The 23347-nt window shown below is 57.2% G+C and carries 21 protein-coding genes; 1 reads left to right on the top strand and 20 read right to left on the bottom strand.

The features are described 5' to 3' along the window. Positions 1 to 53: 53 nt before the first annotated feature. From astD to tapM, 17 genes are all read right to left on the bottom strand, one after another. A complete protein-coding gene (gene astD, locus AB5Y73_RS07900) occupies positions 54 to 1523 on the bottom strand; it encodes a succinylglutamate-semialdehyde dehydrogenase (protein WP_107683600.1) in 1470 nt (489 codons plus the stop codon). A gap of 72 nt (positions 1524 to 1595) precedes the next feature. After that, positions 1596 to 2615 (bottom strand): arginine N-succinyltransferase, encoded by a 1020-nt coding sequence (gene astA / locus AB5Y73_RS07895; RefSeq protein ID WP_107683599.1) that lies wholly within the window; start codon positions 2613 to 2615, stop codon positions 1596 to 1598. Positions 2616 to 2691: 76 nt separating this feature from the next. Continuing rightward, positions 2692 to 3909: an aspartate aminotransferase family protein gene (locus AB5Y73_RS07890; RefSeq protein WP_058055649.1), complete on the bottom strand. Its 1218-nt coding sequence runs from the start codon at positions 3907 to 3909 to the stop codon at positions 2692 to 2694. A 276-nt stretch (positions 3910 to 4185) separates the two neighbouring features. Then, entirely contained in the window at positions 4186 to 4767 is a 582-nt protein-coding gene (locus AB5Y73_RS07885) for an aminodeoxychorismate synthase component II (RefSeq protein ID WP_107683598.1), read from the bottom strand. Between the two features lie 21 nt (positions 4768 to 4788). Beyond that, the gene (locus AB5Y73_RS07880; RefSeq protein WP_005334997.1) at positions 4789 to 5004 is read right to left on the bottom strand and encodes a hypothetical protein; all 216 of its coding nucleotides are present in this window, start codon (positions 5002 to 5004) and stop codon (positions 4789 to 4791) included. A 118-nt stretch (positions 5005 to 5122) separates the two neighbouring features. Then, positions 5123 to 6127: a tryptophan--tRNA ligase gene (gene trpS, locus AB5Y73_RS07875; RefSeq protein ID WP_107683597.1), complete on the bottom strand. Its 1005-nt coding sequence runs from the start codon at positions 6125 to 6127 to the stop codon at positions 5123 to 5125. Positions 6128 to 6169: 42 nt separating this feature from the next. After that, complete coding sequence (locus AB5Y73_RS07870) at positions 6170 to 6838, bottom strand: phosphoglycolate phosphatase (RefSeq protein WP_107683596.1); 669 nt, start codon at positions 6836 to 6838, stop codon at positions 6170 to 6172. Further along, entirely contained in the window at positions 6825 to 7499 is a 675-nt protein-coding gene (rpe, locus tag AB5Y73_RS07865; protein ID WP_107683595.1) for a ribulose-phosphate 3-epimerase, read from the bottom strand. Before rpe ends, AB5Y73_RS07870 begins: the two co-directional genes overlap by 14 nt. 189 nt (positions 7500 to 7688) lie before the next feature. Then, on the bottom strand, positions 7689 to 8561 hold the full coding sequence (locus tag AB5Y73_RS07860) for a Dam family site-specific DNA-(adenine-N6)-methyltransferase (protein WP_107683594.1): 873 nt from the start codon (positions 8559 to 8561) through the stop codon (positions 7689 to 7691). 70 nt (positions 8562 to 8631) lie between these two features. After that, the gene (locus AB5Y73_RS07855; protein ID WP_118854695.1) at positions 8632 to 10212 is read right to left on the bottom strand and encodes an SPOR domain-containing protein; all 1581 of its coding nucleotides are present in this window, start codon (positions 10210 to 10212) and stop codon (positions 8632 to 8634) included. Further along, entirely contained in the window at positions 10202 to 11284 is a 1083-nt protein-coding gene (gene aroB / locus AB5Y73_RS07850) for a 3-dehydroquinate synthase (RefSeq protein WP_107683592.1), read from the bottom strand. The genes AB5Y73_RS07855 and aroB overlap by 11 nt, the downstream gene beginning before the upstream one ends. A 14-nt stretch (positions 11285 to 11298) precedes the next feature. Beyond that, a complete protein-coding gene (gene aroK / locus AB5Y73_RS07845) occupies positions 11299 to 11817 on the bottom strand; it encodes a shikimate kinase AroK (protein ID WP_005335014.1) in 519 nt (172 codons plus the stop codon). A gap of 191 nt (positions 11818 to 12008) precedes the next feature. Next, positions 12009 to 14240 (bottom strand): type IV pilus secretin PilQ, encoded by a 2232-nt coding sequence (locus tag AB5Y73_RS07840; protein WP_107683591.1) that lies wholly within the window; start codon positions 14238 to 14240, stop codon positions 12009 to 12011. Positions 14241 to 14256: 16 nt separating this feature from the next. Next, positions 14257 to 14790, bottom strand: coding sequence for a pilus assembly protein PilP (locus tag AB5Y73_RS07835; protein WP_058055642.1), 534 nt, complete (start codon positions 14788 to 14790; stop codon positions 14257 to 14259). Next, the gene (gene tapO / locus AB5Y73_RS07830) at positions 14787 to 15386 is read right to left on the bottom strand and encodes a PilO family type IV pilus biogenesis protein TapO (RefSeq protein ID WP_019446350.1); all 600 of its coding nucleotides are present in this window, start codon (positions 15384 to 15386) and stop codon (positions 14787 to 14789) included. Before tapO ends, AB5Y73_RS07835 begins: the two co-directional genes overlap by 4 nt. Continuing rightward, positions 15383 to 15961 (bottom strand): PilN family type IV pilus biogenesis protein TapN, encoded by a 579-nt coding sequence (gene tapN / locus AB5Y73_RS07825; protein WP_005353997.1) that lies wholly within the window; start codon positions 15959 to 15961, stop codon positions 15383 to 15385. Before tapN ends, tapO begins: the two co-directional genes overlap by 4 nt. After that, positions 15949 to 17010, bottom strand: coding sequence for a PilM family type IVa pilus assembly protein TapM (gene tapM, locus AB5Y73_RS07820; protein WP_162516418.1), 1062 nt, complete (start codon positions 17008 to 17010; stop codon positions 15949 to 15951). The genes tapN and tapM overlap by 13 nt, the downstream gene beginning before the upstream one ends. 300 nt (positions 17011 to 17310) lie before the next feature. On the opposite strand from tapM, the gene AB5Y73_RS07815 reads away from it, so the two are divergent. Continuing rightward, entirely contained in the window at positions 17311 to 19782 is a 2472-nt protein-coding gene (locus AB5Y73_RS07815; RefSeq protein WP_042054572.1) for a penicillin-binding protein 1A, read from the top strand. Between the two features lie 49 nt (positions 19783 to 19831). On the opposite strand, the gene oxyR is transcribed toward AB5Y73_RS07815, so the two are convergent. The 3 genes from oxyR to AB5Y73_RS07800 all read right to left on the bottom strand — a co-directional run bounded on the left by oxyR (position 19832) and on the right by AB5Y73_RS07800 (position 23347). After that, positions 19832 to 20731, bottom strand: a complete 900-nt coding sequence (oxyR, locus tag AB5Y73_RS07810) for a DNA-binding transcriptional regulator OxyR (RefSeq protein ID WP_021229787.1) — start codon at positions 20729 to 20731, stop codon at positions 19832 to 19834. A 157-nt stretch (positions 20732 to 20888) separates the two neighbouring features. Further along, a complete protein-coding gene (locus AB5Y73_RS07805; RefSeq protein WP_021229786.1) occupies positions 20889 to 22526 on the bottom strand; it encodes a methyl-accepting chemotaxis protein in 1638 nt (545 codons plus the stop codon). 176 nt (positions 22527 to 22702) lie between these two features. Further along, positions 22703 to 23347, bottom strand: coding sequence for a DsbA family protein (locus tag AB5Y73_RS07800; protein WP_107683589.1), 645 nt, complete (start codon positions 23345 to 23347; stop codon positions 22703 to 22705).

Genomic DNA, 23347 nt, shown 5'->3' with positions numbered 1-23347 from the left:
TTCCTTTGATTGCGGGTACAGATGGGGGCACCGCTGGATGCCCCGTGTCGTTATTAGAAGCGCAGGCCGGGCGACAGTTGATCCGGCATGGCGGCTTTGCTGTCTTCGACAGAGGCAACCGGATATGCACAGTAGTCAGCAGCGTAGTAGGCGCTCGCCCTGTGGTTACCGGAAGCACCGATACCACCAAACGGCGCGGCACTGGAGGCTCCGGTGATGGGTTTGTTCCAGTTGACGATACCGGCGCGGATCCGCTTGAAGAAGTGGTGCCAGTCCGCCTCCTTGTCACCCAGCAGACCGGCCGAGAGACCATAACGGGTGGCATTGCCCTGATCGATGGCGGCATCGAAGTCGTCGTAGCGAATGAGTTGCAGCAGCGGGCCGAAGTACTCTTCGTCCGGCAGCGCGCTGACCGCCGTCACGTCGATAATGCCCGGGGAGACAAAGCCGGTGCCCGCTTCCAGATGCTTGAGGGTGAGCAGGCTTTCGCCGCCCAGCTGTTGCAGGTTGGCTTGTGCCTCGACCATGCCGAGCGCCGCCCGTTCGCTTATCATCGAACCCATGAAAGGCTGCTCGGCGGCGTCATAGAGGCCGACCTTGATCTGGCTGACCACCTTCACCAATCGCTTGATCAACGCATCGCCACGCTCACCGCGCTCGACAAACAGACGGCGGGAGCAGGTGCAGCGCTGACCGGAGGTGATGAACGCCGACTGGACGATGGCATGTACCGCGCCATCGATGTCACTCACATCTTTCACGATCAGCGGGTTGTTGCCGCCCATCTCGAGGGCCAGAATTTTGCCCGGCTGACCGGCAAACTGCTGATGGAGGAAATGCCCGGTGCGAGACGAGCCGGTAAAGAAGAGGCCGTCGATATCCGGGTTGCCAGCCAGCGCCTTGCCGGTATCGACCTCCCCTTGCACCAGATTGAGCACCCCTTTGGGCAGCCCGGCCTGCTGCCACACCTTGACCATGGCTTCGGCCACCATGGGGGTCAGCTCGGAGGGTTTGAACACCACGGCGTTACCCGCAATCAGCGCCGGGACTATATGGCCGTTGGGCAGATGGCCCGGGAAGTTGTAAGGGCCGAACACCGCCACCACACCGTGGGGCTTGTGACGGACAAACGCCTTGGCACCCGGCATGGCATTTTCAACGGTGCCGGTACGCTCGTCGTGCGCACGGATGGAGATGGCAATCTTGCCCTGCATGGCGGCCACTTCGGTACGGGTCTCCCACAGCGGTTTGCCGGTTTCGCGGGCGATGGTCAGGGCCAGTGCCTCTTTCTGCTCGCCGAGCAGGTCGGCATAACGACGCACTATGGCCAGACGATCCTCAAGGCTCATGTCCGCCCAGTGGTAAAAGGCGGCACGGGCGGCCTTGACGGCGGCATCCACTTGCGCCGCGCTGGCGGCAGCCCCCTGCCAGATCACCTCGTTCTTGGCCGGATCGGTTGACTCGAACGGCTTGCCTTCACCGGCAAGCCACTGACCGTCGATAAATTGCACTAACTGGCTCATCCATTCACTCCCTGTCGCTGGCAGGCAGCCTCGGCTGCCTGTCTGATAATCGGTTTGCTTGTCCTGTTTGCCTCAGTCGAGGTCAACCACCCGCACCATGTCGCCATCCTGCACCTTGAGTGCCGCCGCCATCTTGGGCGGGATGATGGCTTCGTGCTTGTCGAGATCGACCCGGATATTGCCGTAGCAGGCGCGGTAATGTTCGAAACGGCTGTTGCAGATAAGGTGGGTCTTGCCACCGATGGGCTCGCCCACCAGCACCCGCAGCTTCTTGCTGCGGCGCACGCTGCGGATATTCTTCACGTCGCACTCGACGGTGGGGCCCGCATCGAAAATATCGACGTAGCCACGGTTCACGAAGCCCTCGTCCTGCAGCATCTTGATGGCGGGACGGGTCTTCTCGTGGGTCTGACCGATAACGGCCCGCGCCTCTTTGCTCAGCAAATTGACGTAGATGGGGTACTTGGGCATCAACTCGGCGATAAAGCGCTTCTTGCCGATGCCGGTCAGATAGTCGACGGTGGGAAAATCCATCGAGAAAAAGTGAGTCTGCAGCCACTCGTAGAAGGGACTGTGGCCGTTGGCATCGGAGACGCCGCGCATCTCGGCGAAGACGGTCTCGTCAAACAACTCGGGGTGCTCGGCCATAAACAGAAAGCGGTGCTTGGAAAGCAGGCGGCCGTTGAGCCCCTCGCGGGCACATTCGCGCAAGAACAGGGTGCAGAGCTCGGAGTTGCCGGTGTAGTCGTTGGAGAGGGTCAGGGTTTCAACGACGTTGTAGATGCCGAGCTTGGGAGAAGAGTGCACCACCTTGCCGATGTGGTAGTTGTAAAACGGCTGGGAGAGGCCAACCGCGGCATCGATGGCACAGGTGCCCACCATCTCGCCACTCTCCAGATCCTCGGCCACGAAGAAGTAAAGGCAGTCCCCCTTGCCGGCGGGCTTGTCGGAAAAAGTCTGGGTAGAGGCGTCAATCTTGCGCTGCAGCAGCTCATCGTTGACGGGCAACGAGGTCATGCCGGTGCCGGACTCGATGGCGCAGGTCTTGAGCCCGGCAAAATCTTTTTGCTCGATGGGACGGATAACCAACATAAATGACAACTCCCTTTCATTGACGACAGGTGGGGTCCCGGCTCCTGCCGGGAGAGCTCCCCACCTCAATTTGGAATCAGGCGTTAACCACCTGGGCAACCGCCTTCTCGAAGCGGGCCAGCCCTTCCTTGATGTCCGCTTCCGGGATCACCAGTGAAGGGGCAAAACGAACCACGTTGGTACCGGCCACCAGTGCCATCAGCCCCTGATCGATGGAGGCCAGCAGGAAGTCGCGGGAACGCCCCTTGTAGGCATCGCTCAGGGCCGCGCCCAGCAGCAGACCCTTGCCGCGGATCTCGCTGAAGCAGTGGTATTTGGCATTGATGGCTTCAAGGCCATCGCGGAACAGCTGCTCGCGTTGCTTTATGCCAGCCAGCACCTCCGGGGTATTGATCACGTCGATCACCGCCTCGGCGACCGCACAGGCCAGCGGGTTGCCGCCGTAGGTAGAGCCGTGAGTGCCCACTTTCAGGTAAGAGGCGATTTCGTTGGTAGTCAGCATGGCGCCGATGGGGAAACCGCCCCCCAGCGCCTTGGCGCTGGTGAGGATGTCCGGCGTGACGCCCAGACCCATATAGGCATAGAGATCACCGGTCCGGCCGACGCCGGACTGCACTTCGTCATACACCAGCAGGGCATTGTGTTTGTCGCACAGCTCGCGTACCCCTTTGGCAAACTCGTCGGTAGGACGAATGATGCCCCCCTCCCCTTGCAACGGCTCCATCACCACGGCGCAGGTGTTGTCGGAGATCACCTCGGCCAGCGCCGCCAGATCGTTGTAGGGTACGTGGGTAATGTCACCGGGCTTGGGACCGAAGCCATCGGAGTAGGCTGCCTGGCCACCGACGCTGACGGTAAAGAAGGTACGACCGTGGAAGCCCTGATTGAAGGCGATGATCTGGGTCTTCTGCTCACCAAACTTCTCGATGGCGTAGCGGCGAGCCAGCTTGAGGGCCGCTTCATTTGCCTCGGCGCCGGAGTTGCAGAAGTAGACCTTGTCGGCAAAGGTGGCGGCGACCAGCTTCTTGGCCAGACGCAGGGCCGGCTCGTTGGTCATGACGTTGGAGAGGTGCCACAGCTTCTCGCCCTGGGTTTTCAGAGCCTCGACCAGCTTGGGATGACAGTGACCCAAACCGTTGACGGCGATGCCACCGGCGAAGTCGACATACTCGCGCCCTTCCTGATCCCAGACACGTGACCCTTCACCACGCACCGGGATGATCTTGGCGGGCGCATAGTTGGGAACCATCACTTCATCAAACACTTCACGTGTCACTGCCAACAACTCTGACATATAGCTCTCCTTCGATTCGGCGACAGAATAATCCACCGCCCAAAAGTTAAATCCGTGTAAACGTGACGGGATTATCACAGAAATAAAGTAAAAAGTCTGTAACAAGACGGCCTATAAGGAACAATGTTCGATTGCTCTTGAGATTTTAGGCAACCGCATTGCATAACGACTCAGGGGGGCTTGGCAAGAGATAATTTGGGCAGGAGAGGGGGTGAATAAAGTGTCAGGGAAATTTTTTTTGCCTTCTCTCAAACTTGAGAAGGCGATCACAACTTTTTATGAACGCGCCAGAAAGTTGGCCAGCAACTGATGGCCCTGCTCGCTCAAAATACTCTCCGGATGGAACTGAACACCCTCGACAGGGAGCGTCTTGTGGCGCAGCCCCATGATCTCGTCAAACGAGCCATCGGCATGCTCGCTCCAGGCGGTGACCTCGAAGCAGTCGGGCAGCGTGTCGCGCTCCACCACCAGCGAGTGGTAACGGGTCACCCGCAGCGGGTTGTTGAGCCCCTTGAACACCCCCTCATTGCGATGGCGGATAAGCGAGGTTTTGCCGTGCATTACCTGACGGGCACGGACTACGCGGGCGCCGAATGCCTGCGCCAACGACTGATGACCGAGACAGACGCCGAGAATGGGCAGCTTGCCAGCAAAGTGGCTGATGGCATCGAGAGAGATCCCCGCCTCATTGGGCGTACAGGGACCGGGAGAGATCACCAGAAAACGGGGGGAGAGCTGCGCTATGGTATCAAGCGTCAGTTCATCATTGCGCTTGACCACAACCTCTTGTCCCAGGGCGCCGAAATATTGCACCAGGTTCCAGGTAAAAGAGTCGTAGTTATCGATCAACAACAGCATGAGATAACCAACAGCGGAGAATTAACGATCGAGATAACGACCCTGTTCCATTTCCCGTTCACGCTGACACTCGGCCAGATAGATGGCGGCAGCAACGGCAGGGGTTTTATGGTGCTTGTCGATGGCATTGGAGACCATCAACTGCAGGGTATTGAGGTTTTTCGCCTTGCGAAATTTACGTAGCCAGTGACCTTTGTCACTCAGCTCTTCAGCAGAAATAGTTGGTTGAACAGGCATGCTTTCTCTTGGGGATATTACCCAGGTTGAAATAAAGAAATTAAACAAAATAGCCGGGCAGAAAATAAAGAAAGCCAGGCAAATACCCAGCTCTCTTCTACTACACCTTCCCAGTATGTCAGGCTCGAGGAACGAAGCCGACTACATCATATACGCTGGTCAGGTTTTTTTCAGCTCTTTCGCGCGCCTTTTGTGCGCCTTCTGCCAGAATCGCGATCAGATGGGCCTCATCCTGACGCAACTCGTGGAAACGGGCCTGGATTGGTTCCAGCAGCGCCACCACGGCTTCGGCGGTTTCGGTCTTGAGGTGACCGTACATCTTGCCTTCGAAGTGCTGCTCCAGCTCGGGGATGGAGCGACCCGTCACCCCGGACATCAGGGTCAGCAGGTTGGAGACACCCGGTTTGTTTTCCGGATCGAAACGCACCACCGCCGGCTCGTCGGAGTCGGTCACCGCACGCTTGATCTTCTTGACGATCTGCTTGGGATCTTCCAGCAGGCCGATGAAGTTGGCCTCGTTGTCATCCGACTTGGACATCTTCTTGGTCGGATCCTGCAGGCTCATCACCCGTGCCCCTTCAGTCGGAATGAAAGGCTCCGGCATGGTGAACACCTCACCATAGAGGTTGTTGAAACGGGTGCAGATGTCGCGGGTCAGCTCCAGATGCTGCTTCTGGTCGTTGCCGACCGGCACCTGATTGGCCTGATAGAGCAGAATATCAGCGGCCATCAGCACCGGATAACCGAACAGGCCGACGTTGACGTTGTTCTCGAAACGGGCGGACTTGTCCTTGAACTGGGTCATGCGCGACAGCTCACCCATCTGGGTGTAGCAGTTGAGGATCCAGCCCAGCTCGGCGTGCTGCGGCACGTGAGACTGGATGAAGACGGTGCTCTTCTTGGGATCGATACCGACCGCCAGATAGAGGGCGGCTGCGTCCAGACAAGCCTTGCGCAGGGCAGCAGGGTCCTGACGAGTGGTGATGGCGTGCAGGTCGACGATGCAGTAGAGGCAGTCGAACTCATCCTGCATGTTGACCCACTGACGCAGGGCCCCCATGTAGTTGCCGATGGTCAGTTGACCGGAGGGTTGCGCTCCGCTCAATACGATTGGTTTAGTCATGAGAGTGTTAATCCTTGTTATTCAGCCAGCCCAGCTGCGCTATTAGACCAAAAGTGCATCGAGCTGGGCAAACTGCTCGAATACCCAGTCTGGATGGGAGTCGGCGATGGGGCGGCCATAGTTGTAGCCGTATGCAAGACCCACCACCTTCATGCCAGCCGCCTTGGCCGCCAGCACGTCATTTTCGGAGTCGCCCACCATCAGGGTGCGAGCAGGGCTCACCCCCAACTCCTGGCACGCGTGCAGCAAGGGCTCCGGGCTCGGCTTCTTGACCGGCACACAGTTGCCGCCAAGCCAGAGTTCGAAACAATCGCTGATGCCAAGGGCATCGAGGATAGGGGCCACGAAGTCGCTCGGCTTGTTGGTAACGATCGCCTGCTTGTAGCCCAGGCTTTGCAGGCGACGCAGACTCTGCGCCACCCCTTCATACATCGCCAGCCCTTGCAGCAGGCAAGCGTTGTAGTGCTGGAAAAAGATCGGTCTGGCCTTGGCAAACAGCTCGGGATCGGCCTCGCGATAGGCGAGCGCCCGCTGGATCAGCTTGTCGGCGCCGTTGCCAACCCAGGTACGGATCACCGCTTCATCGGCCTGCGCCAGACCGAGGTCTGCCAGAGTCAGATTGACCGCCAGCGCCAGTTGGGCGGCGCTGTCAATCAGGGTGCCGTCCAGATCGAACAGCACCAAATCAAATGCGCGCTCAGCGTGTGACATGAGCCAGCTCCGCACGCATCTTGTCGATCACCGCCTTGTAGTCAGGCTGGCTGAAAATGGCCGAGCCGGCGACAAACATGTCGGCGCCCGCTTCGGCAATCTCGCGAATGTTGTCGACCTTCACCCCGCCATCGATCTCGAGGCGGATATCGCGGCCGCTCTCGTCGATCAGACGACGCACCTGACGCAGCTTGTCGAGGGTGCCGGGGATGAAGCTCTGACCACCGAAGCCCGGGTTGACCGACATCAGCAGGATCACATCCAGCTTGTCCATCACATACTCGAGGCAGGAGAGCGAGGTAGCAGGATTCAGCACCAGACCCGCCTGGCAGCCCATCTCCTTGATGAGGCCCAAAGAGCGATCAACGTGATCGGACGCTTCCGGATGGAAGGTGATGAGGGAAGCACCGGCCTTGGCAAAATCAGGAATGATGCGATCCACCGGCTTGACCATCAGGTGCACGTCGATGGGGGCCTTGATACCGTAGTCACGCAGCGCCTGACAGACCATGGGGCCAATGGTCAGGTTGGGGACATAGTGGTTGTCCATCACGTCGAAGTGAACCACGTCGGCACCGGCAGCCAGTACCTTGGCTACATCGTCACCCAGACGGGCAAAATCGGCAGAGAGGATCGAGGGGGCAATCAGAAAGTCTTTCATCAGCATCATCCATTGGCAGCCAGGGAGAAAAAGCGGCGCAATTTTAACGTAAAAGGCGGGCGAAAACGACTCGAATGCGGGGTAAATGGGGCAATCGCCTCCCCTCCCCCAGCAACCCGGGTTTTGGGGCATCGGCACGGGCACAGACTCGCCCATAAAAAACGGCGCCCTTGGGCGCCGCATGGTCTGTTACGTCAGTGGCAGTAGTTCACTGTCGCTGGGATAGTAGCCCTGCTCCGGCTCGATACCGGGGGGATAGAGCGCCAACAACTCGGCCACCTTGTTGCGGGTGCCGCCGTTGCGGCTGATAGTGCGCTTGACCAGGATCTCGTCGAGGCGGGCACCGCGATAAAGCTCACGAGTCAGCTCGATATCGTGGTTGCTGATCAGCACCGGCACCCCTTTGTGAGCGGCTGTGTGGCGGGCCAATCGCGCCAAGATCGCCTGATCATCCAGGGTAAACCCACCGGAGGCATAGGTGGTGAAGCTCGCCGTATTGGAGAGCGGCGCATAGGGTGGATCACAATAGATAACCCAATCCTCTTCGGCACGCTTGATGGCGTCGGCGTAGCTCTCGCAGATAAAGGTCGCCTTCTGCGCCTTTTCGGCAAAGGCCCACAGCTCTTTTTCCGGGAAATAGGGCTTCTTGTAGGAACCGAACGGCACGTTGAAGCCGCCCTTCTTGTTGTAGCGGCACAGTCCGTTGAAACCGTGACGGTTGAGAAACAGGAACAAGAGTGCCCGCTCGAAGGTGGTCTCGGTCTGATTGAACTGGGTACGCAGCCGATAATAGGCCGCCTTGTGGTTGTGCTCTGCCACAAACAGCTTGCGCGCCTCGGCAATGAAACTGTCCGGCGTCAGCTTGAGGTGGTTGTACAGGCAGATCAGATCCGGATTGATGTCGTTGAGCACATACGCGTCGTAGTCGGTGTTGAGAAACACAGACCCGGCCCCGACGAAGGGCTCCAGCAACACACGCCCGGCCGGCAGGCGCTCGGCAATCTCTTCAACCAGGGAGTATTTTCCCCCGGCCCATTTTAAAAAAGCGCGTGTTTTTTTCATGGAAATCCGGTGTGTAAGAAGGCAAGACCCAAAAAGGGGGACGATTCTACCCCCTTATCCGGTATCAAGGCTATTGCTTCAGCTCTTTTTGTACCTGTGCAAACGACTTGGGCCAGGGCTGACCTTTCAGCAAGGCTGGCGGAAGCTTGCGAATGGCACTCTTGGCTTGGGTCAAACCGGCATAATCCCCTTGCAGCACCACGTACCAAGGGCTGCCACGGAATTTGGTCTGATAGACCCATACCTTGCCCGCCAAACCATGCTCGGCGACAAATTGATCCACCGCCTTGGTGTTGCTCGCCCCCATCAGCTGAACGCTGTAGTGATTGCGCGGCTTCTTGTTCAAGGTGGCGACCGGTGTCAGGTCCACCTTGGGTGCTGGCGCGGCAACCGGCTCGTTGCTGGCTGTTTTGGTGGTGGCAGCAGGCGTTGCGGTTGTCACCGGATTCTGTACCTTGCTAGTGCTGGCTGGTGCTGTGGTTGCGACTGCACCACTGGGAGCTGTGCCACTCGGGTTCTTGCCGGTCAGCTCGTCCACCACATCAGTAGGCAGTGCGCCGCTCACCTTGGGTTCGGTCATCAGCTTTTGCACGACCTCGTCAGAGATCACCACCCGACGCCCTTCGTAATTGGTTGATTCGGTGGTCACGGTTTCGCTCTCCACCGATTTGGGCAGCACTTTCGCCTCCGGCTGCCAATCTTTCACAACCCCGTTTGGATTGCTGGCTGCATCGCTATTTTGCGCGCCTTGTGCAGCGGTATCGGTATTCGAACCGCCAGCGGTGAGGGGATCGCCTCCCGCTACCGGGATCGGCAATGCAGTGTTCTGCGCAGGATCCTGCAGCGCCGGTTTGCTTTCATTGTCAAACAGCGCAGGCAGCAGGTAGCTCAGCGCCAGCAGGCCGCCAGCGACCAGCGCGATAGCGGTGGCAATCTTCTTGACAGGCAACTCCGCCTGACGCTTCTTGGGCCTTCTGTCGGTCATGATATCCTCCAGTAACTGCATGATGGTGGACGGATGTCCGTTCGCCGTTTTCAGGATCTCCTCCACTTGCGGCTTGGGCAAGAGGGTCGCCGGGATCTTGAGCTCTTTGGCTTTCTCATACAAGAAGATGCGCTGCTCGGGCGGGCTCAGGGGCGGCACTTCCAGCTCAAGGGCTGGCATGGCACGCCCTTTGAGCTGCGGTCGTTGGGTACGACACCAGACGTCACTGCCCGAGACAATAATGGCCAGCTGATGGGGCGCCGCCAGGGTATCGTTATGACGGATGATCGCCCACAACTCTCCCAGCAATTCGGCTGGCAACTGATCAGCCCGCTCTATCAGCAGCAGCAGGGTGGCAGGCTTGCTCCCCTCCAGCATGCGAAAGAAGCTCTCCGCCAGCGCATCCTGTGGATTGAAGAGCGGGCGCGCCACTACCTGTGGCAATAACAGCTGACGCACATCCACCATCTTCATGGCAGGTGTACCAATCAGGCTTACCACCCGCACTTTTTCAGGCAACACGCCGAGCAGGGATTCGCACAGGGTACCGCGACCACAACCGGATTTACCGGAGAGAAAAATGAAAGGGTGATTGAATTCAATCAGATGCAGCAGCCGGTCAACCAGCTGCCGCTGGGAAGGAAGTTTTAGCAGTTTATTCGTCACGACCAGACTCGATCACCGCCAGCAACTCGGCATCGGACACATCCCCCACCACCTGCGCATGGCCGATGCCAACCGGCAACACCAGACGCAGCTTGCCTTCCAGCACCTTCTTGTCACGGCGCATATGGCGAATAAAGGCGGCGAAATCCATCTCGGCAGGCGCATGAATGGGCAGATTGGCGGCCAGCAGCAGAGCGCGCACACGCGCAACGTCCGCTTCGCTCATATCGCCACGGGCCTGCGCAGTCCTGGCTGCCAGCATGGTGCCGGCGGATACTGCTTCACCGTGCAGCCAGTTGCCATACCCCTGCTCGGCCTCGATGGCATGACCAAAGGTGTGACCCAGATTGAGCAGCGCACGGACGCCGTGCTCGGTCTCATCCTGACCGACCACATCGGCTTTGATCTCGCAGCAGCGTTTGATGGCGTAGGCCAGCGCGGCAGGTTCCAGCTGTTGCAGACGCACCATGTTCTGCTCCAGCCAGCTGAAGAAATCAGCATCCCAAATGATGCCGTACTTGATCACCTCGGCCATCCCTGCGGCAAATTCGCGGGCGGGCAAGGTACTCAGACATTCGGTATCGATAACAACTTGTTTGGGCTGATAAAAAGCCCCAATCATGTTCTTGCCGAGGGGGTGGTTGACAGCGGTTTTACCGCCAACAGAGGAGTCAACCTGGGAGAGCAGGGTGGTCGGGATCTGGATAAAAGGAATGCCACGTTGATAGCTTGCTGCCGCAAAGCCCACCACATCCCCGATCACGCCGCCCCCCAGAGCGATCAGTGTCGTATCGCGCCCATGGTTGGTTTCAAGCAGAGCAGACATGATCTGCTCAAAGGTCGCCAGGTTCTTGTATGCCTCACCGTCAGGCAGGAGCAGGTGTTCAACCTGAAAACCCGACAGCAGAGCGGTTACCCGTTCAAGATAAAGCGGAGCAACGACCGTGTTGGTCACTATCATCACCCGCTTGCCCTTGATGGTCGATACCAGCGCCTCGGGGCGCTGCAACAACCCTGCAGCTATCTCGATGGGATAGCTGCGTTCACCCAGTTCGACCTTCAACCGTTCCATGGACGTCCTCTAGATTACATACCGATCAGCTTTACAATTTGATTGGCAACGATTTTTGCGCTCTGGTCATCGGTGTGCACAACAAAGTCGGCAACCTCTTCATACAGAGCATTGCGCTCTTGTGCCAGACGTTCCAGCACTTCGCGTGCCGGTTCTTCGGTCTGTAGCAGAGGGCGGCGTTTGTCTCGCTGTGTGCGCGCCAGCTGCTTTTCGATAGTGGTTTCGAGGTAGACCACGATGCCGCGAGCAGACAACTTGTTGCGGGTTTCGCGACTCTTGATGGCACCGCCACCCGTCGCCAGCACGATACCCTGCTGCTCTGACAATTCGCCGATCACCTTCTCTTCGCGAATCCGGAAACCTTCTTCGCCTTCAACATCGAACACCCAGCCGATATCAGCACCACTGCGGCGCTCAATCTCATGATCTGAGTCGAAAAACTCCATATGCAGTTGTTCTGCCAGATGTCTACCTATGGTGCTCTTGCCCGCACCCATGGGACCTATCAGGAAAATATTGCGTTTCTCAGCCATGTCTTTTCGTTAGTAATTACAAACTGTACGACCCCGATGAATACTGGATCGGGGTACCTATGAACCTTATCTTGCGATGGATCAGGAGGGGGATTATCTCAATAGATATCGGGACTGGCAACCGCAGCCCTTACGCCCCAGCCTCATTGGGGCGTAAGGTTATATGTGTTTTACCCTCACATGTAAAGCATTCAGAAGGCGTCGGTAACTATCTTGGGCGTCACGAAAATCAGCAACTCCCGCTTTTTGTTCTCGCTGGTGGTCTTGCGGAACAAGGCCCCCAACCCGGGAATATCACCCAGCAGCGGCACCTTGGTCACATCGCTCTTGATGGTCTGCTGATAAATGCCGCCCAACACCAGTGTCTCGCCATTGTTCACCAGCACCTGAGTGGTGATGGACTGGGCGTTGATGGAAACCGCATCACCGGTACCGGTCGGTACCGTTTCACCCTTGGTATCCTGGGTCACGGTCAGGTCGAGAATCACCCGATTGTCAGGGGTGATCTGCGGGGTAACCTTCAGGCTCAATACCGCCTTCTTGAAGGTAACCGAGGTAGCGCCACTGGAAGAGGACTCCACATAGGGGATCTCGGTACCCTGTTCGATCAACGCCGGTTTCTGGTTCGCAGTGGTCACGCGCGGACTGGCTATAATCTCGGCTTTGCTCTCTTTTTCCAGCGCCGACAACTCGAGATCCAGCAAGGTGCCATCAGCCAGACGAGCGACCTGAAATGCCAGGGTGCCAGCAGCATTGGTTACCGGTAGATTGACATTGAGACGCTGATCCAACGCAGCCGGATCCCGGGTTATGGCAGAGTTACCATTATCATTACCAGATGAATCATTGCCTTCGATAGAACCGGACGTACTGTTGCCATGACCATCGTTTTTGGTCACTCCCCACCGCACCCCGAGCGCTTCATCAAAGCCGTCATCAATGGTCACCATCCGCGCCTCGATAACCACCTGCTTGACCGGAATATCGAGAATATCGAGCATCCGTTTGATGCTGCTGATGACATCGGCGGTATCCTTGACCACCAGCACGTTGGTTCGCTCGTCCACGCTCACCGCACCACGGGGTGACAGCAACTTGGTACTTTCGGAAGAGAGCAGTGCAGCCACTTCCGAGGCCTTGGCATAGTTTATCTGCAGATATTCGGTATAGAGCTGCGCCAAATCTGCAACCTGATTGCGGCTCTCAAGTTGCTGCTTCTCGCGTGTTGCGATCTCTTCCGCCGGTGCCACCAGCAGAATGTTGTTGTCCAGTCGTTTATCAAGACCCCGCACTTTCAAAATAATGTCGAGCGCCTGCTCCCACGGCACCCCATCCAGACGCAGGGTAATATTGCCTGCTACCGAATCTGTGGTTACCAAGTTAAGGTTGTTGAAATCGGCGATCAGCTGCAACACGGTACGGACTGGAATATCCTGGAAGTTCAATGAGATGGGCTTGCCCTGATACTGCTTGGATGCCGTGGCCGTCGTCCGCTTTTTCACCTCGATAATGAAGAGCTTGTCTGCCTGATCGTAACGGTAATCAAACTGACCATTGATCGACAGTTCAAACAGGGTATCGCTCCCCTGCCGGGATACTTCAACCTGTGAGACCGGCGTTGCAAAATCCTGCACATTGATCAGATTAAGCAAACCATCCGGTACCCGAGTGCCATGAAACTTGGCCAGTACGGTCTGGCCGCGGCTGCTCACATCAACAGCGGCCGAGCTGTTATCCAGTGTGACCAGAAACTCCCCCTGGCCATCTTTGCCACGACGAAAATCCACACCGGTAACCGAGTTGAAATAGGCGCCGCCCCCACTGCTTTGATAGTTGTTGAGCACCGGCTTACTGGCAGGCTGTGTGGCTACCGGCGTTGTCACGGGCGCAACAGGCATAGACCGGGCAATGACCTGAGGATTGAGCAGCGCCGAAGGAGAGGGTGTGGCCACCATCGCAGAGGGCGCTGGCACAGGAGTAGCCGAGGTTGCGGGTGCAATCAGCGCGCTCTCACCATTGATGAGCCCGGAAGAGGCCCCCTCGCCCAATGACACCAGTAATTTGTTCCCCTGTTGCTGAACCTGATAGGGGGCAAGCTGATCGAGTGCGATCTTGATATCCAGACCTGCGCCCTTACCCTCAACCTTGATATTATCTACCCCCAGGCGCTGGATCGGCAGCGGGTTCACTTTCAGCGCCCCTACCGCACCGGGAACATGCAACAACAGCTGATTGGGTTGGTAAGAGAGACGATCGGTAAAGCCCGTGACCGGCTCACTGAAACTGAGCTCCACCAGCAATTGATCGGCCAGCAGCGGATTGACCTTGATCTCCTGCAGGGTTGCCACTGCCCACGCCTGACTGAGGGCGCTGGCGCAAAACAGCAAAGCCACTTTGGATACACTCTCTATTGTTGTTCTCATTGCTGTTCGTCCCTGATTATTGTTTTTCTTGCACATTGGCCATCGCCAACTGGGTTTCTCTTGTTACCCAGCACCCCTTCCCGTCCGGAATGGTTTCCAGCAAATCCACGGCAGTGTCAGTGATCTTGATGACTCGGCCCTGATCAAGCCCCATATACTGGTTGAGCCCGACCCGCATCGATTTGCCATCCGGGGTGCTGATCAAGGCCCACAGCTGACCCGCCTTACCCAAAGAGCCATGCATCGACAGACTGGCCAGCGAATAATTTTCCAGCACCTCTTTCTCACGATCCATCAGGGTCTGAGCACAATCCGGCTGGGCCTTGGTAGTGCTTGTGCTTCCGACCGTCGCCTCAGGCTGGGGAACCATGAAGGGGCTGCGCAACTCGCGTTGCTGGTAGTGCATGGGGGCAAAAGGCTTCAGCTCGGGCAAGGGCTCGATAGGTATGGGCGGCCTTGCTTTGGTCTGGGCGACATAGCTATCCATGTCCTCCTGACCACCACACGCCGCCAGCAAGAGGGCAGGCAACAACCAGCAGATGCGTCTCATTGTTTCGGCTCCACTGTTTTACCGTTGTACTTGTAGGTCTTGGCCAGCATCGACATCGAAATCAGCTCCCCTTCATCCTTGCTCTGACCCAGAGTGAAGGAGTCAAGAATGACGATACGGGGCAAGGCGGCCATGTCAGCGGTGAACTTGCCAATTTCATGGTAAGTGCCTACTACCTCGATACGCATTGGTAGCTCGGTTGAAAACTCGTGCTTTACCTCTGGCTCCCAGTTGATCCGGTTCAATTTCAAGCCGTTGTCGGTAGCAATAAAGCTGATATCGTCCAGCAGCCCGGCGACCTCATGGGTATTGGGCAACTGCTTGAGCTGGGTATCAACCAGTTGCTCAAGCTGAACCATTTGCGCCTTGTATGCCCCCAGGTTGGCAGCCAGCATCGCCTTGCTTTCAAACTGGGCTTTCAGTTCGGTCTCCTTCCCCGCTTCCTGAGTCAAACTGGTCAGTGAGTTGGCAATCACGTAGTAGTAGATGGCGCCACCGGTCAACACGCAGCAGAAAAAGATGAAGACCCCTTTTGCCCATTTTGGCCAGCTTGCTATGTCATTGATATCCAGCTCGTTGAGTTGCTGAAGATTCATTGTTGCTCCTTGGCCACATTCCCTGCAGCCGCAGCATTGTTGGCGATCAGGAACATCATGGAAAACTGGCTCAATGACACTGGCGCAACATCAGCCGCAAAAATAGTGCTTATCTTTGCCTGACCCAACCAACCGGAACCATCAATCCGCCGCATCATGCTGGCCACCCGACCATAGGCTTCGGTCTTGCCATTAACATCGATAATATTGTTCTGCATCGAGAGGGTGTTGAGGTAAACCCCATTGGGTACCAATGAAGGCAGCTGATTGAAGAGGCGGACGGGCACATTGCGTCGCATCTGCAACTGCTCGATGAGCTGCATCCGATCGATCAGCTCCTTGCGACGCTCTTTGAGCAGACGGATCTCCCCCAGTTGGGCATCCAGAATAGTCATCTCCTGAACCAGCCTCTGGTTGCGCTGCTGCTGGGCGACGATCTGGCGATCAACCAGCCAGTTGGCAAAAAATCCCAGCGCGACCGTGGCCAGCACAAAAATCCCAAGCAAAGCCCCAAACTGTTTCTTTTGGCGCTGGGCACGGGCTTCACGCCAGGGCAGAAGGTTTATATTTGACATGGTGTGAAACTCCTCAGAGCCAACCCGAATGCCGTCATATATTTAGCACCATGTACCAGCTCGGCCTCCCCTTTCGGCTTGCCAAACAGGGCGAACAGATCCGGGTGCAACACCTCGCAATTGACCTCTTCTTTTACCTGTACCAACAAACCGGGTAGCAGACTGCCTCCCCCCGTCAGCACCAGTTTTGCGATGTCGCGATAACCGGATGAACTGCAAAACAGCTGGATATTGCGCCGCACTTGCTGCAACAGCGAGTTGATATGGGGCATCAGCACATCCAGCTCATGGTCAACAGGCAAGGTACCTTTGGTTTTAGCCTGCTCAGCCTCATCCAGCGTCATGCCATAAAAGGAGGAGAGCGCCTGGCTGTACTGATCGCCACCGAAGTTCTGCAAGCGGGAGTAGATCACCTCTCCCTTGACCAGCGCTGCAAAGGTCATGGCACTGGCACCGATGTCGATCACCCCGATTGGCCGTTCACTCTCCAGCAATTCGGGCAGACAGGCCACCACGGCACGGCCCAGCGCGTGGGCGCCCACATCCACCACCTTGACGGCAATACCGGCTTCGGCAAGGGCGCTGACCCGGCCGTTGACACTCTCGGTGCGGGCTGCGCTCAGCAGCACATCTTGACGATCTTCGCTATTGTTGGTGCTCAGCACCTCAAAATCGAGACTCACTTCATCGAGGGGGAAGGGAATGATCTGTTCGGCCTCCAGCTGCACCTGACTCTCCAGCTCCTTGTCGCTGAGGCGGGCATCAATCTGGATCACCTTGGTTATCACGTTGGACCCGGTCACCGCAGTGGCGGCATAGTCGCTGTGAGTTGGGATCAGGCGCTTGAGAGTCTTGAGAGATTGGCTGACGCGCTCGATATCCTGCAATTGATAGTCAACCAGCGTCCCTTTCGGGGTGGCAATATCGGCGACAGATTCGAGATGAAGCTTGCCGGGTCGGCCACTGAGGGTAACGGCCTTGATGGTCTGGCTGCCAAAATCAATGCCCACCAGAGGGAGGAGGGATCCCTTGTTAAAAAGCCCAAACATATACACATCCATGCGTTATTTGGTTTTATTCCTGAACAGAGTGTAGGACACCCGATCAGAGGAGTGCTTCACTCATCCTAAATGCTCTAACTATCAATGTCATAAAGTTTATGCCGAAAAGTGACCCATCTCGCTTTCTTCATGGCAAGTGGCCCTCCTTGGTTATTGCTCCCTGTAGTGCTAACCTCTCGCATCCTTTTGAGGTGGGTGGCTCGCCACAGGAAAACCTCGAATTCCCGATGGCAAAAGGGCTATACTCTGCGCCCGTTGGCTAATTTTAAGACGATTGGTAGTTCTTCCATGCTGAAATGGCTCGTTCGCCTGTTTATTGTCATGATGCTGGGTGCTGTGCTGGGTGTTGCCAGCCTCATCGGTATCTACTTCTATATCAAACCCCAACTGCCCGATGTCACCGCACTGCGTGACGTCAAGCTGGCAACCCCGATGCGGGTTTACAGCCGGGATGGGGAGTTGATCGCCCAATATGGCGAAATTCGTCGCATTCCGCTGCGTCTGGACGAAATTCCGCAACCCATGATCGATGCCGTACTGGCGACCGAAGATGCACGTTTCTATGAGCACCCGGGCATTGACCCGATAGGTATCATTCGAGCCGCTTCCGTCTGGGCTGTTTCCGGCCATGCCCGTCAGGGGGCCAGTACCATCACCCAGCAGGTTGCGCGCAACTTCTTCCTGAGCAATGAGAAGACCATCATCCGCAAGATCAAGGAGGTCTTCCTGGCTTGGCGGATCGAGCAGAATCTCTCAAAAGACGAGATCCTCGAACTGTACCTCAACAAGATCCCCCTCGGTTATCGCTCCTTCGGGATCGGTGCTGCGGCACAGGTTTACTTTGGTAAAGAGGTCAAGGATCTGGGACTGGACGAGATCGCCATCATTGCCGGTCTGCCGAAAGCTCCCTCCATGCTCAACCCCATCCGCTCCCCCGAACGGGCCTTTGCGCGCCGCAACGTCGTGCTGGGCCGGATGCTGGAAACCGGCAAGATCACCCAGGCCCAGTTTGACGAAGCGTCCAAGATGCCGATCAAGGCCCGTTTTCACGGCGCCGAAGTGACCCTGCACGCCCCCTATCTGGGGGAAATGGTGCGCCAGAAGATGGTCGAGCAGTTCGGTGAAGATGCCTATACCATGGGCCTGCACGTCTACACTACCGTCTCTGCCGAACGTCAGCGGGCGGCAAGACAGGCACTGCTCGATGGCGTTTTTGCCTATGACATGCGCCACGGCTATCGCGGCCCAACGGCTCAGTTATGGAAGGCTGGCGAGACAGCCTGGGATTACGAGCAGATTGTCGCTCACCTTGGCAAGCAGCCCACTTATGATCCGCTGATGGCGGCGGTCGTGACCAAGCTTGGTGATCGCAGCGCCACGCTGGTACTGAAGAATGGCAAGGAAGCAGAGCTCGGCTGGAACGGCATTAAATGGGCCCGCTCCTTTATTACCGACGACCGTCAGAGCTATGCCCCGAAATCGGCGCGCGATGTGCTGAAAGTCGGCGCCCAGATCTGGGTACGGGAAGAGGGCGAAGAGTTGCTGCTGGCCCAAATCCCGGACGTCAACGCCGCGCTGGTTGCCATGAACCCGAAAAATGGGGCACTGGAAGCACTGGTCGGTGGTTTCAGCTTCGAACTCTCCAAATTCAACCGGGTCGATCAGGCGCGTCGCCAGATCGGTTCCAATATCAAGCCCTTCCTCTATGCGACCGCGCTGGAGCATGGCTATACCCTGGCGTCGCTCATCAACGATGCGCCGATCAACCAGTGGGATCCGTCAAAAGGGCCCATGTGGCAGCCCAAGAACTCCCCGGCCGTTTATGATGGCCCCACCCCGCTGCGTCTGGGTCTGGCCAAGTCCAAGAACGTGATGTCGGTTCGACTGATGCGCGCCATCGGTCTGGATACCTATATCGACGGTCTGACCCGCTTTGGCTTCCCCCGCGACTTCATCTCTCCCCATGAGTCGCTGGCGCTGGGCGCTGCCGAATTCACCCCCCTCGAAGTGGTACGTGGTTACTCGGTACTGGCCAACGGTGGCTTCCTGGTTACCCCATACTTCATTGACAAAGTGACCGACAGTCTGGAGAACACCCTCTATCAGGCCAATCCTGCTATTGCTTGCACCACCTGCGAACAGCAGGCCGCACCCGAGCAGAGCACACTACCGGAGCCAACTGTTGATGGAGCCGCACAAGATGGCACGCAGACCCCGCTCGCGCCAACCATCGCCCCGCATACCATCAGTGCCCAGAGTGCGTTCCTGATCACCGACACCCTGAGCACAGCCATCTGGGGTGGCAACGGCTGGCGTGGTACCGGCTGGCGTGCAGCCCGCGACCTGAAACGTCACGATATCTCAGGCAAAACCGGTACCACCAACGAATCGCGGGATGCCTGGTTCTCCGGCTACACCCCGGACATCGTTGCCACCTCCTGGATCGGTTTTGACAACCACCAGCGTGGCCTTGGCCGTGCCGAGTTTGGCGGTGGCGCCGCGCAGCCTATCTGGATCGACTTCATGAAAGTCGCCCTCAAAAAGCTGCCGGAGCACAAAATGCCGGTTCCCGAAGGGATCATGACAGTGAAGATTGATAGCGAAACCGGCCTGCTGGCAACCAGTGGCGGCACCGACGAATACTTCAAGGAAGGGACCGAGCCGACCCGCTATGCAGCACCGAGCTCGGATGGCAATCAGGTCTACGGTGGTGACAACCCCGATGTGGAAGGGCCTGTCTCAACCGACGATATCTTCTAAGCTGCTCTCGCGGCAGAAGCAAAACCGGCAGCCTTGGCTGCCGGTTTTTTTATTGGGCCAACTGCTTGGTCATCAGCGTGGCAATCGAGGCTGCCAGCTCATTGAAACAGGGGCGACGCACCGAGTAGTGGCGATAGAGCAGCGAGATGGTACGCCCCGGCACAGGGTCAACCACAGGTCGATAGCTCACCCCTCCCTCATCATGATCAGCAGGTACGGCCAGCTTTGGCACCAGGGTCATGCCGCTACCGGCGGCCACCATGTTGCGCAGGGTCTCGAGACTGGTACCCTTGAAGCGTTGATCCTCACCAATCCCGCCAGCGAAACAGAATCCCATCGCCTGATCCCGCAAACAGTGGCCATCGGCCAGCATCAGCAATTTCTTGCCCTTGAGATTGCCAAGCGGCACCTGTCTGGCCTGTGCTTCGGGGTGATGGCAAGGCACCGCCAACCACATCGGCTCGTGGTAGAGCTGGATTGAACCAAACCCTTCCATCCCCGGCATCTCGGCCAGAATGACGCAATCCAGCTCCCCCTCTTCCAGCCGTTTGAGCAGGGTTTGAGTCTGCTCCTCATAAAGGTAAAACTCCAGCTGGGGAAAACGCTCACGCAGGGTCTGGATAATGCGGGGCAACAGGTAGGGGCCCACGGTCGGAATAAAACCGATATGGATCTCCCCGGACATCGGCTCGGAGAAGTGCTGACCGATGCTCTTGAGCTCGCGCACCTCCTTGAGCACCCGACGCGCCTGATGGGCCATGGCATCGCCAGCCGGAGTAAACAGCACCTTGCGCGAGGTACGTTCGATCAGAATGACCCCGAGTTCATCTTCCAGCTTGCGCAGCTGGCCGCTCAGGGTGGGTTGACTGACAAAGCAGCGTTCAGCAGCTTTGCGAAAATGTTTTTCCTCATCCAGCGCCACCAGATATTCGAGATCGCGAAGATTCATACAGCAAGAGTCCTGCCTGGAAAATGGGCCATCAGCATGCACAATATCGTCCGGCTGGACAAGTCATCCGCTCGCGGTGAACCTCTCCGGCTGCCCCTCCAAAACAGAAAAAGCCCGATCACCTTGCGGCAATCGGGCTGTTTGACTCACCGAGGGATTACACCCTGAAACGGCGCACCATATCTTGCAGTTGGGTAGCCAGATGGTTCAGCTCGTTGCACGCCTGAGCCATCTGGGTGGCACCGGCGGCCACCTCTTCGGAAGCGTGGCTGATATTGACCACGTTGCGGTTGAGCTCCTCGCTCACCGCGCCCTGCTCTTCGGTGGCCGTTGCAATCTGGATGTTCATGTGGGAGATGCTGCTGACCGAGCCACTGATCTGGGAGATAGACTCGCCCGCTTCCCGCGCGGTAGCAACCGTGGTGTTCATCAGCTCCTGACTCTGTTGCATGGTACTGCCCGCCTGTTCGGCACGCTGCTGCAACTCGGCAATGATGGTATTGATCTGGGAGGTGGAGTCCTGAGTGCGCTTGGCCAGAGTACGCACCTCATCCGCCACCACAGCAAACCCCCGTCCTTGCTCACCGGCACGGGCCGCTTCAATCGCCGCATTCAATGCCAGCAGGTTGGTCTGTTCGGCAATACCGCGGATCACCTCCAGCACCATGCCGATATTGCGGCTGTCATCGCCCAGTTGGCGGATCACCACCGCAGTACTCTCAATGGCACCGGCGACCCGTTCAATACGTTGAATGGAGTCATTCACCGTTTGCGCACCAAGTTCGGCCGTCTCACTGGCCGAGGTGGCAGCACTGGCCGCATCGCTGGTGTTGCGAGAGACCTCCTGCACCGTAGCCTGCATCTCGTTCATCGCCGTTGCCAGCTGGTTCAGCTCATGTTGCTGAGCATTCATATTGTTGGCTGACTGCCTTGCTACGGCACTGATCTCTTCTACCGCAGAGCTCATCTGTACAACAGAACCGGATACCTCCCCAACCAGTTTGCGCAAGTTTTCTTGCATCTGCGCAAAGCCTTTCGCCAGTTGTCCTAATTCATCCTGATTAAACGCATTCAACTCCACACGATGAGTCAAATCACCAGCCGCGACGCTACCAACAAGTTCCAGCAAGCGATTAACGGGTCGTTTGATTTGCTGACTCAAATACCATGCAATCAACACCACGAAAATGAGAGTCGCTGCGCCAGTCAAGATACTGAGGAATTTGGAGCTGGTGTATGCCTCTTCACCTTGGGCATCCATCTCCTTGCCAATACGCTCATTTATCTCACGCAAATCCATCGTTAATTTTGTTGCCTGCTCCAGCGTGGTTCTGAGATTCCCTTGCAAAATCTCTCTTGTCTTGTCACTACTCTGTTTCACCGCCTGATATAGCGGGTCATGCGCTGTAAAAAAGGCATTTCCGGCAGTCTTCAACGCGTTAAAGGTTTGCTCTTCATCAGCAGCATTAAAAGCCAATCCGCCGTAATTAGCCGCAGCCTGCTCAAAACGTGCCTTTGAATCCATCACACCTTGTTGGGTTCGTTCAATATCCGCACTGTCGTTGTAGCCCATCGCGATCACCATAGATAATTGGAAACGCCGAGCATCAAGCAGTGCGATATGCATCTGACTTGCATAGCGAACAGAAGGGATAAGATTCTCTGCCAATACAGTGTTTTGTTGATTGAGATACGACAGTCGTGAGACGCCATACCCGGCAAGCAGGCATACGCACAGTGCCAGCACTGCAAAGCCAGTACTCAACTTCTGGCCTATGGACATATTCTGGAGCATAGATTCATCCTTAACTGCGTGTCATCGTTTAATGTCGGTTTTGATAGGAGCTATGGGTTCATGTTTTTGTAATTGAGCATAGCCGTAGAGCTGTGCTTTTGTAGTTTGCATAAACACCATATATCGCTATCGACACGCAGAGAGGGGCACTTTAACTACCGCAGACTATTAACGGTTTACTCTATTGCACGCAACAGTCGTGGGATCAGCAACTCCGGCTCCCCCAGATACTGGTTGACCTCTATCCTTTCGAGTTTTCCCCCTCGCGCTATACCCAAAGTAGGATAACCCTGACCGCCCAGCCGTTTCATCCAGCCCTGGCTATCTGCCAGATGTTGCAGCAAGGGGGCCTGCAGATAAGCTTGCTGGAATACCTCGGCTGCAATCCCCTGCTCTGCCGCCAGCGTGGCGAGAAACGCTGGCTCACCAATCCAGATCCCGTCCCGATAGTGGGATTGCTGGATCCGGTGCAACATGACCAGCCCATCGCCCCCCAACGCAGTGACGGCCAAAACCGCACGGATCGGCGGCTCGGAGTCCAGCAGACACCCTTCCCGCAGCAGCAGTTCGTTAAAGTAGCGCTCGCCAAAATGCTGGCCGGTCAGCGCTTCGATCCGCTGATCATGGGGGCGCACATAATCACGCAATGCCTCGCCCATCGGCTGACGGCGACTACCCATCCAGAGACCGCCCGCATGCAGCTCGATCTTGAGTCCGGCCATGGTGGCTGCCGCCTGCAACAGGGGGGCGGCACCGTAGCACCAGCCACAGAGCGGGTCATAGACATAATGGAGGGTGGTTTGTTGTTCGCTCATCTTCAT

It is taken from the genome of Aeromonas sp. s7(2024), assembly GCF_040907825.1.
Classification (GTDB): Bacteria; Pseudomonadota; Gammaproteobacteria; order Enterobacterales; family Aeromonadaceae; genus Aeromonas; species Aeromonas veronii.
The sequence above is the reverse complement of the archived record's forward strand: the minus strand, read 5'-3'. Positions and strand labels throughout refer to the sequence as shown.

What these genes read in the sequence shown, in the direction of transcription:
- astD (WP_107683600.1), bottom strand. Translation starts at nt 1,523, where the DNA reads ATGAGCCAGTTAGTGCAATTTATCGACGGTCAGTGGCTTGCCGGTGAA.
- astA (WP_107683599.1), bottom strand. Translation starts at nt 2,615, where the DNA reads ATGTTGGTTATCCGTCCCATCGAGCAAAAAGATTTTGCCGGGCTCAAG.
- AB5Y73_RS07890 (WP_058055649.1), bottom strand. Translation starts at nt 3,909, where the DNA reads ATGTCAGAGTTGTTGGCAGTGACACGTGAAGTGTTTGATGAAGTGATG.
- AB5Y73_RS07885 (WP_107683598.1), bottom strand. Translation starts at nt 4,767, where the DNA reads ATGCTGTTGTTGATCGATAACTACGACTCTTTTACCTGGAACCTGGTG.
- AB5Y73_RS07880 (WP_005334997.1), bottom strand. Translation starts at nt 5,004, where the DNA reads ATGCCTGTTCAACCAACTATTTCTGCTGAAGAGCTGAGTGACAAAGGT.
- trpS (WP_107683597.1), bottom strand. Translation starts at nt 6,127, where the DNA reads ATGACTAAACCAATCGTATTGAGCGGAGCGCAACCCTCCGGTCAACTG.
- AB5Y73_RS07870 (WP_107683596.1), bottom strand. Translation starts at nt 6,838, where the DNA reads ATGTCACACGCTGAGCGCGCATTTGATTTGGTGCTGTTCGATCTGGAC.
- rpe (WP_107683595.1), bottom strand. Translation starts at nt 7,499, where the DNA reads ATGAAAGACTTTCTGATTGCCCCCTCGATCCTCTCTGCCGATTTTGCC.
- AB5Y73_RS07860 (WP_107683594.1), bottom strand. Translation starts at nt 8,561, where the DNA reads ATGAAAAAAACACGCGCTTTTTTAAAATGGGCCGGGGGAAAATACTCC.
- aroB (WP_107683592.1), bottom strand. Translation starts at nt 11,284, where the DNA reads ATGGAACGGTTGAAGGTCGAACTGGGTGAACGCAGCTATCCCATCGAG.
- aroK (WP_005335014.1), bottom strand. Translation starts at nt 11,817, where the DNA reads ATGGCTGAGAAACGCAATATTTTCCTGATAGGTCCCATGGGTGCGGGC.
- AB5Y73_RS07840 (WP_107683591.1), bottom strand. Translation starts at nt 14,240, where the DNA reads ATGAGAACAACAATAGAGAGTGTATCCAAAGTGGCTTTGCTGTTTTGC.
- AB5Y73_RS07835 (WP_058055642.1), bottom strand. Translation starts at nt 14,790, where the DNA reads ATGAGACGCATCTGCTGGTTGTTGCCTGCCCTCTTGCTGGCGGCGTGT.
- tapO (WP_019446350.1), bottom strand. Translation starts at nt 15,386, where the DNA reads ATGAATCTTCAGCAACTCAACGAGCTGGATATCAATGACATAGCAAGC.
- tapN (WP_005353997.1), bottom strand. Translation starts at nt 15,961, where the DNA reads ATGTCAAATATAAACCTTCTGCCCTGGCGTGAAGCCCGTGCCCAGCGC.
- tapM (WP_162516418.1), bottom strand. Translation starts at nt 17,010, where the DNA reads ATGTTTGGGCTTTTTAACAAGGGATCCCTCCTCCCTCTGGTGGGCATT.
- AB5Y73_RS07815 (WP_042054572.1), top strand. Translation starts at nt 17,311, where the DNA reads ATGCTGAAATGGCTCGTTCGCCTGTTTATTGTCATGATGCTGGGTGCT.
- oxyR (WP_021229787.1), bottom strand. Translation starts at nt 20,731, where the DNA reads ATGAATCTTCGCGATCTCGAATATCTGGTGGCGCTGGATGAGGAAAAA.
- AB5Y73_RS07805 (WP_021229786.1), bottom strand. Translation starts at nt 22,526, where the DNA reads ATGCTCCAGAATATGTCCATAGGCCAGAAGTTGAGTACTGGCTTTGCA.
- AB5Y73_RS07800 (WP_107683589.1), bottom strand. Translation starts at nt 23,347, where the DNA reads ATGAAGATGAGCGAACAACAAACCACCCTCCATTATGTCTATGACCCG.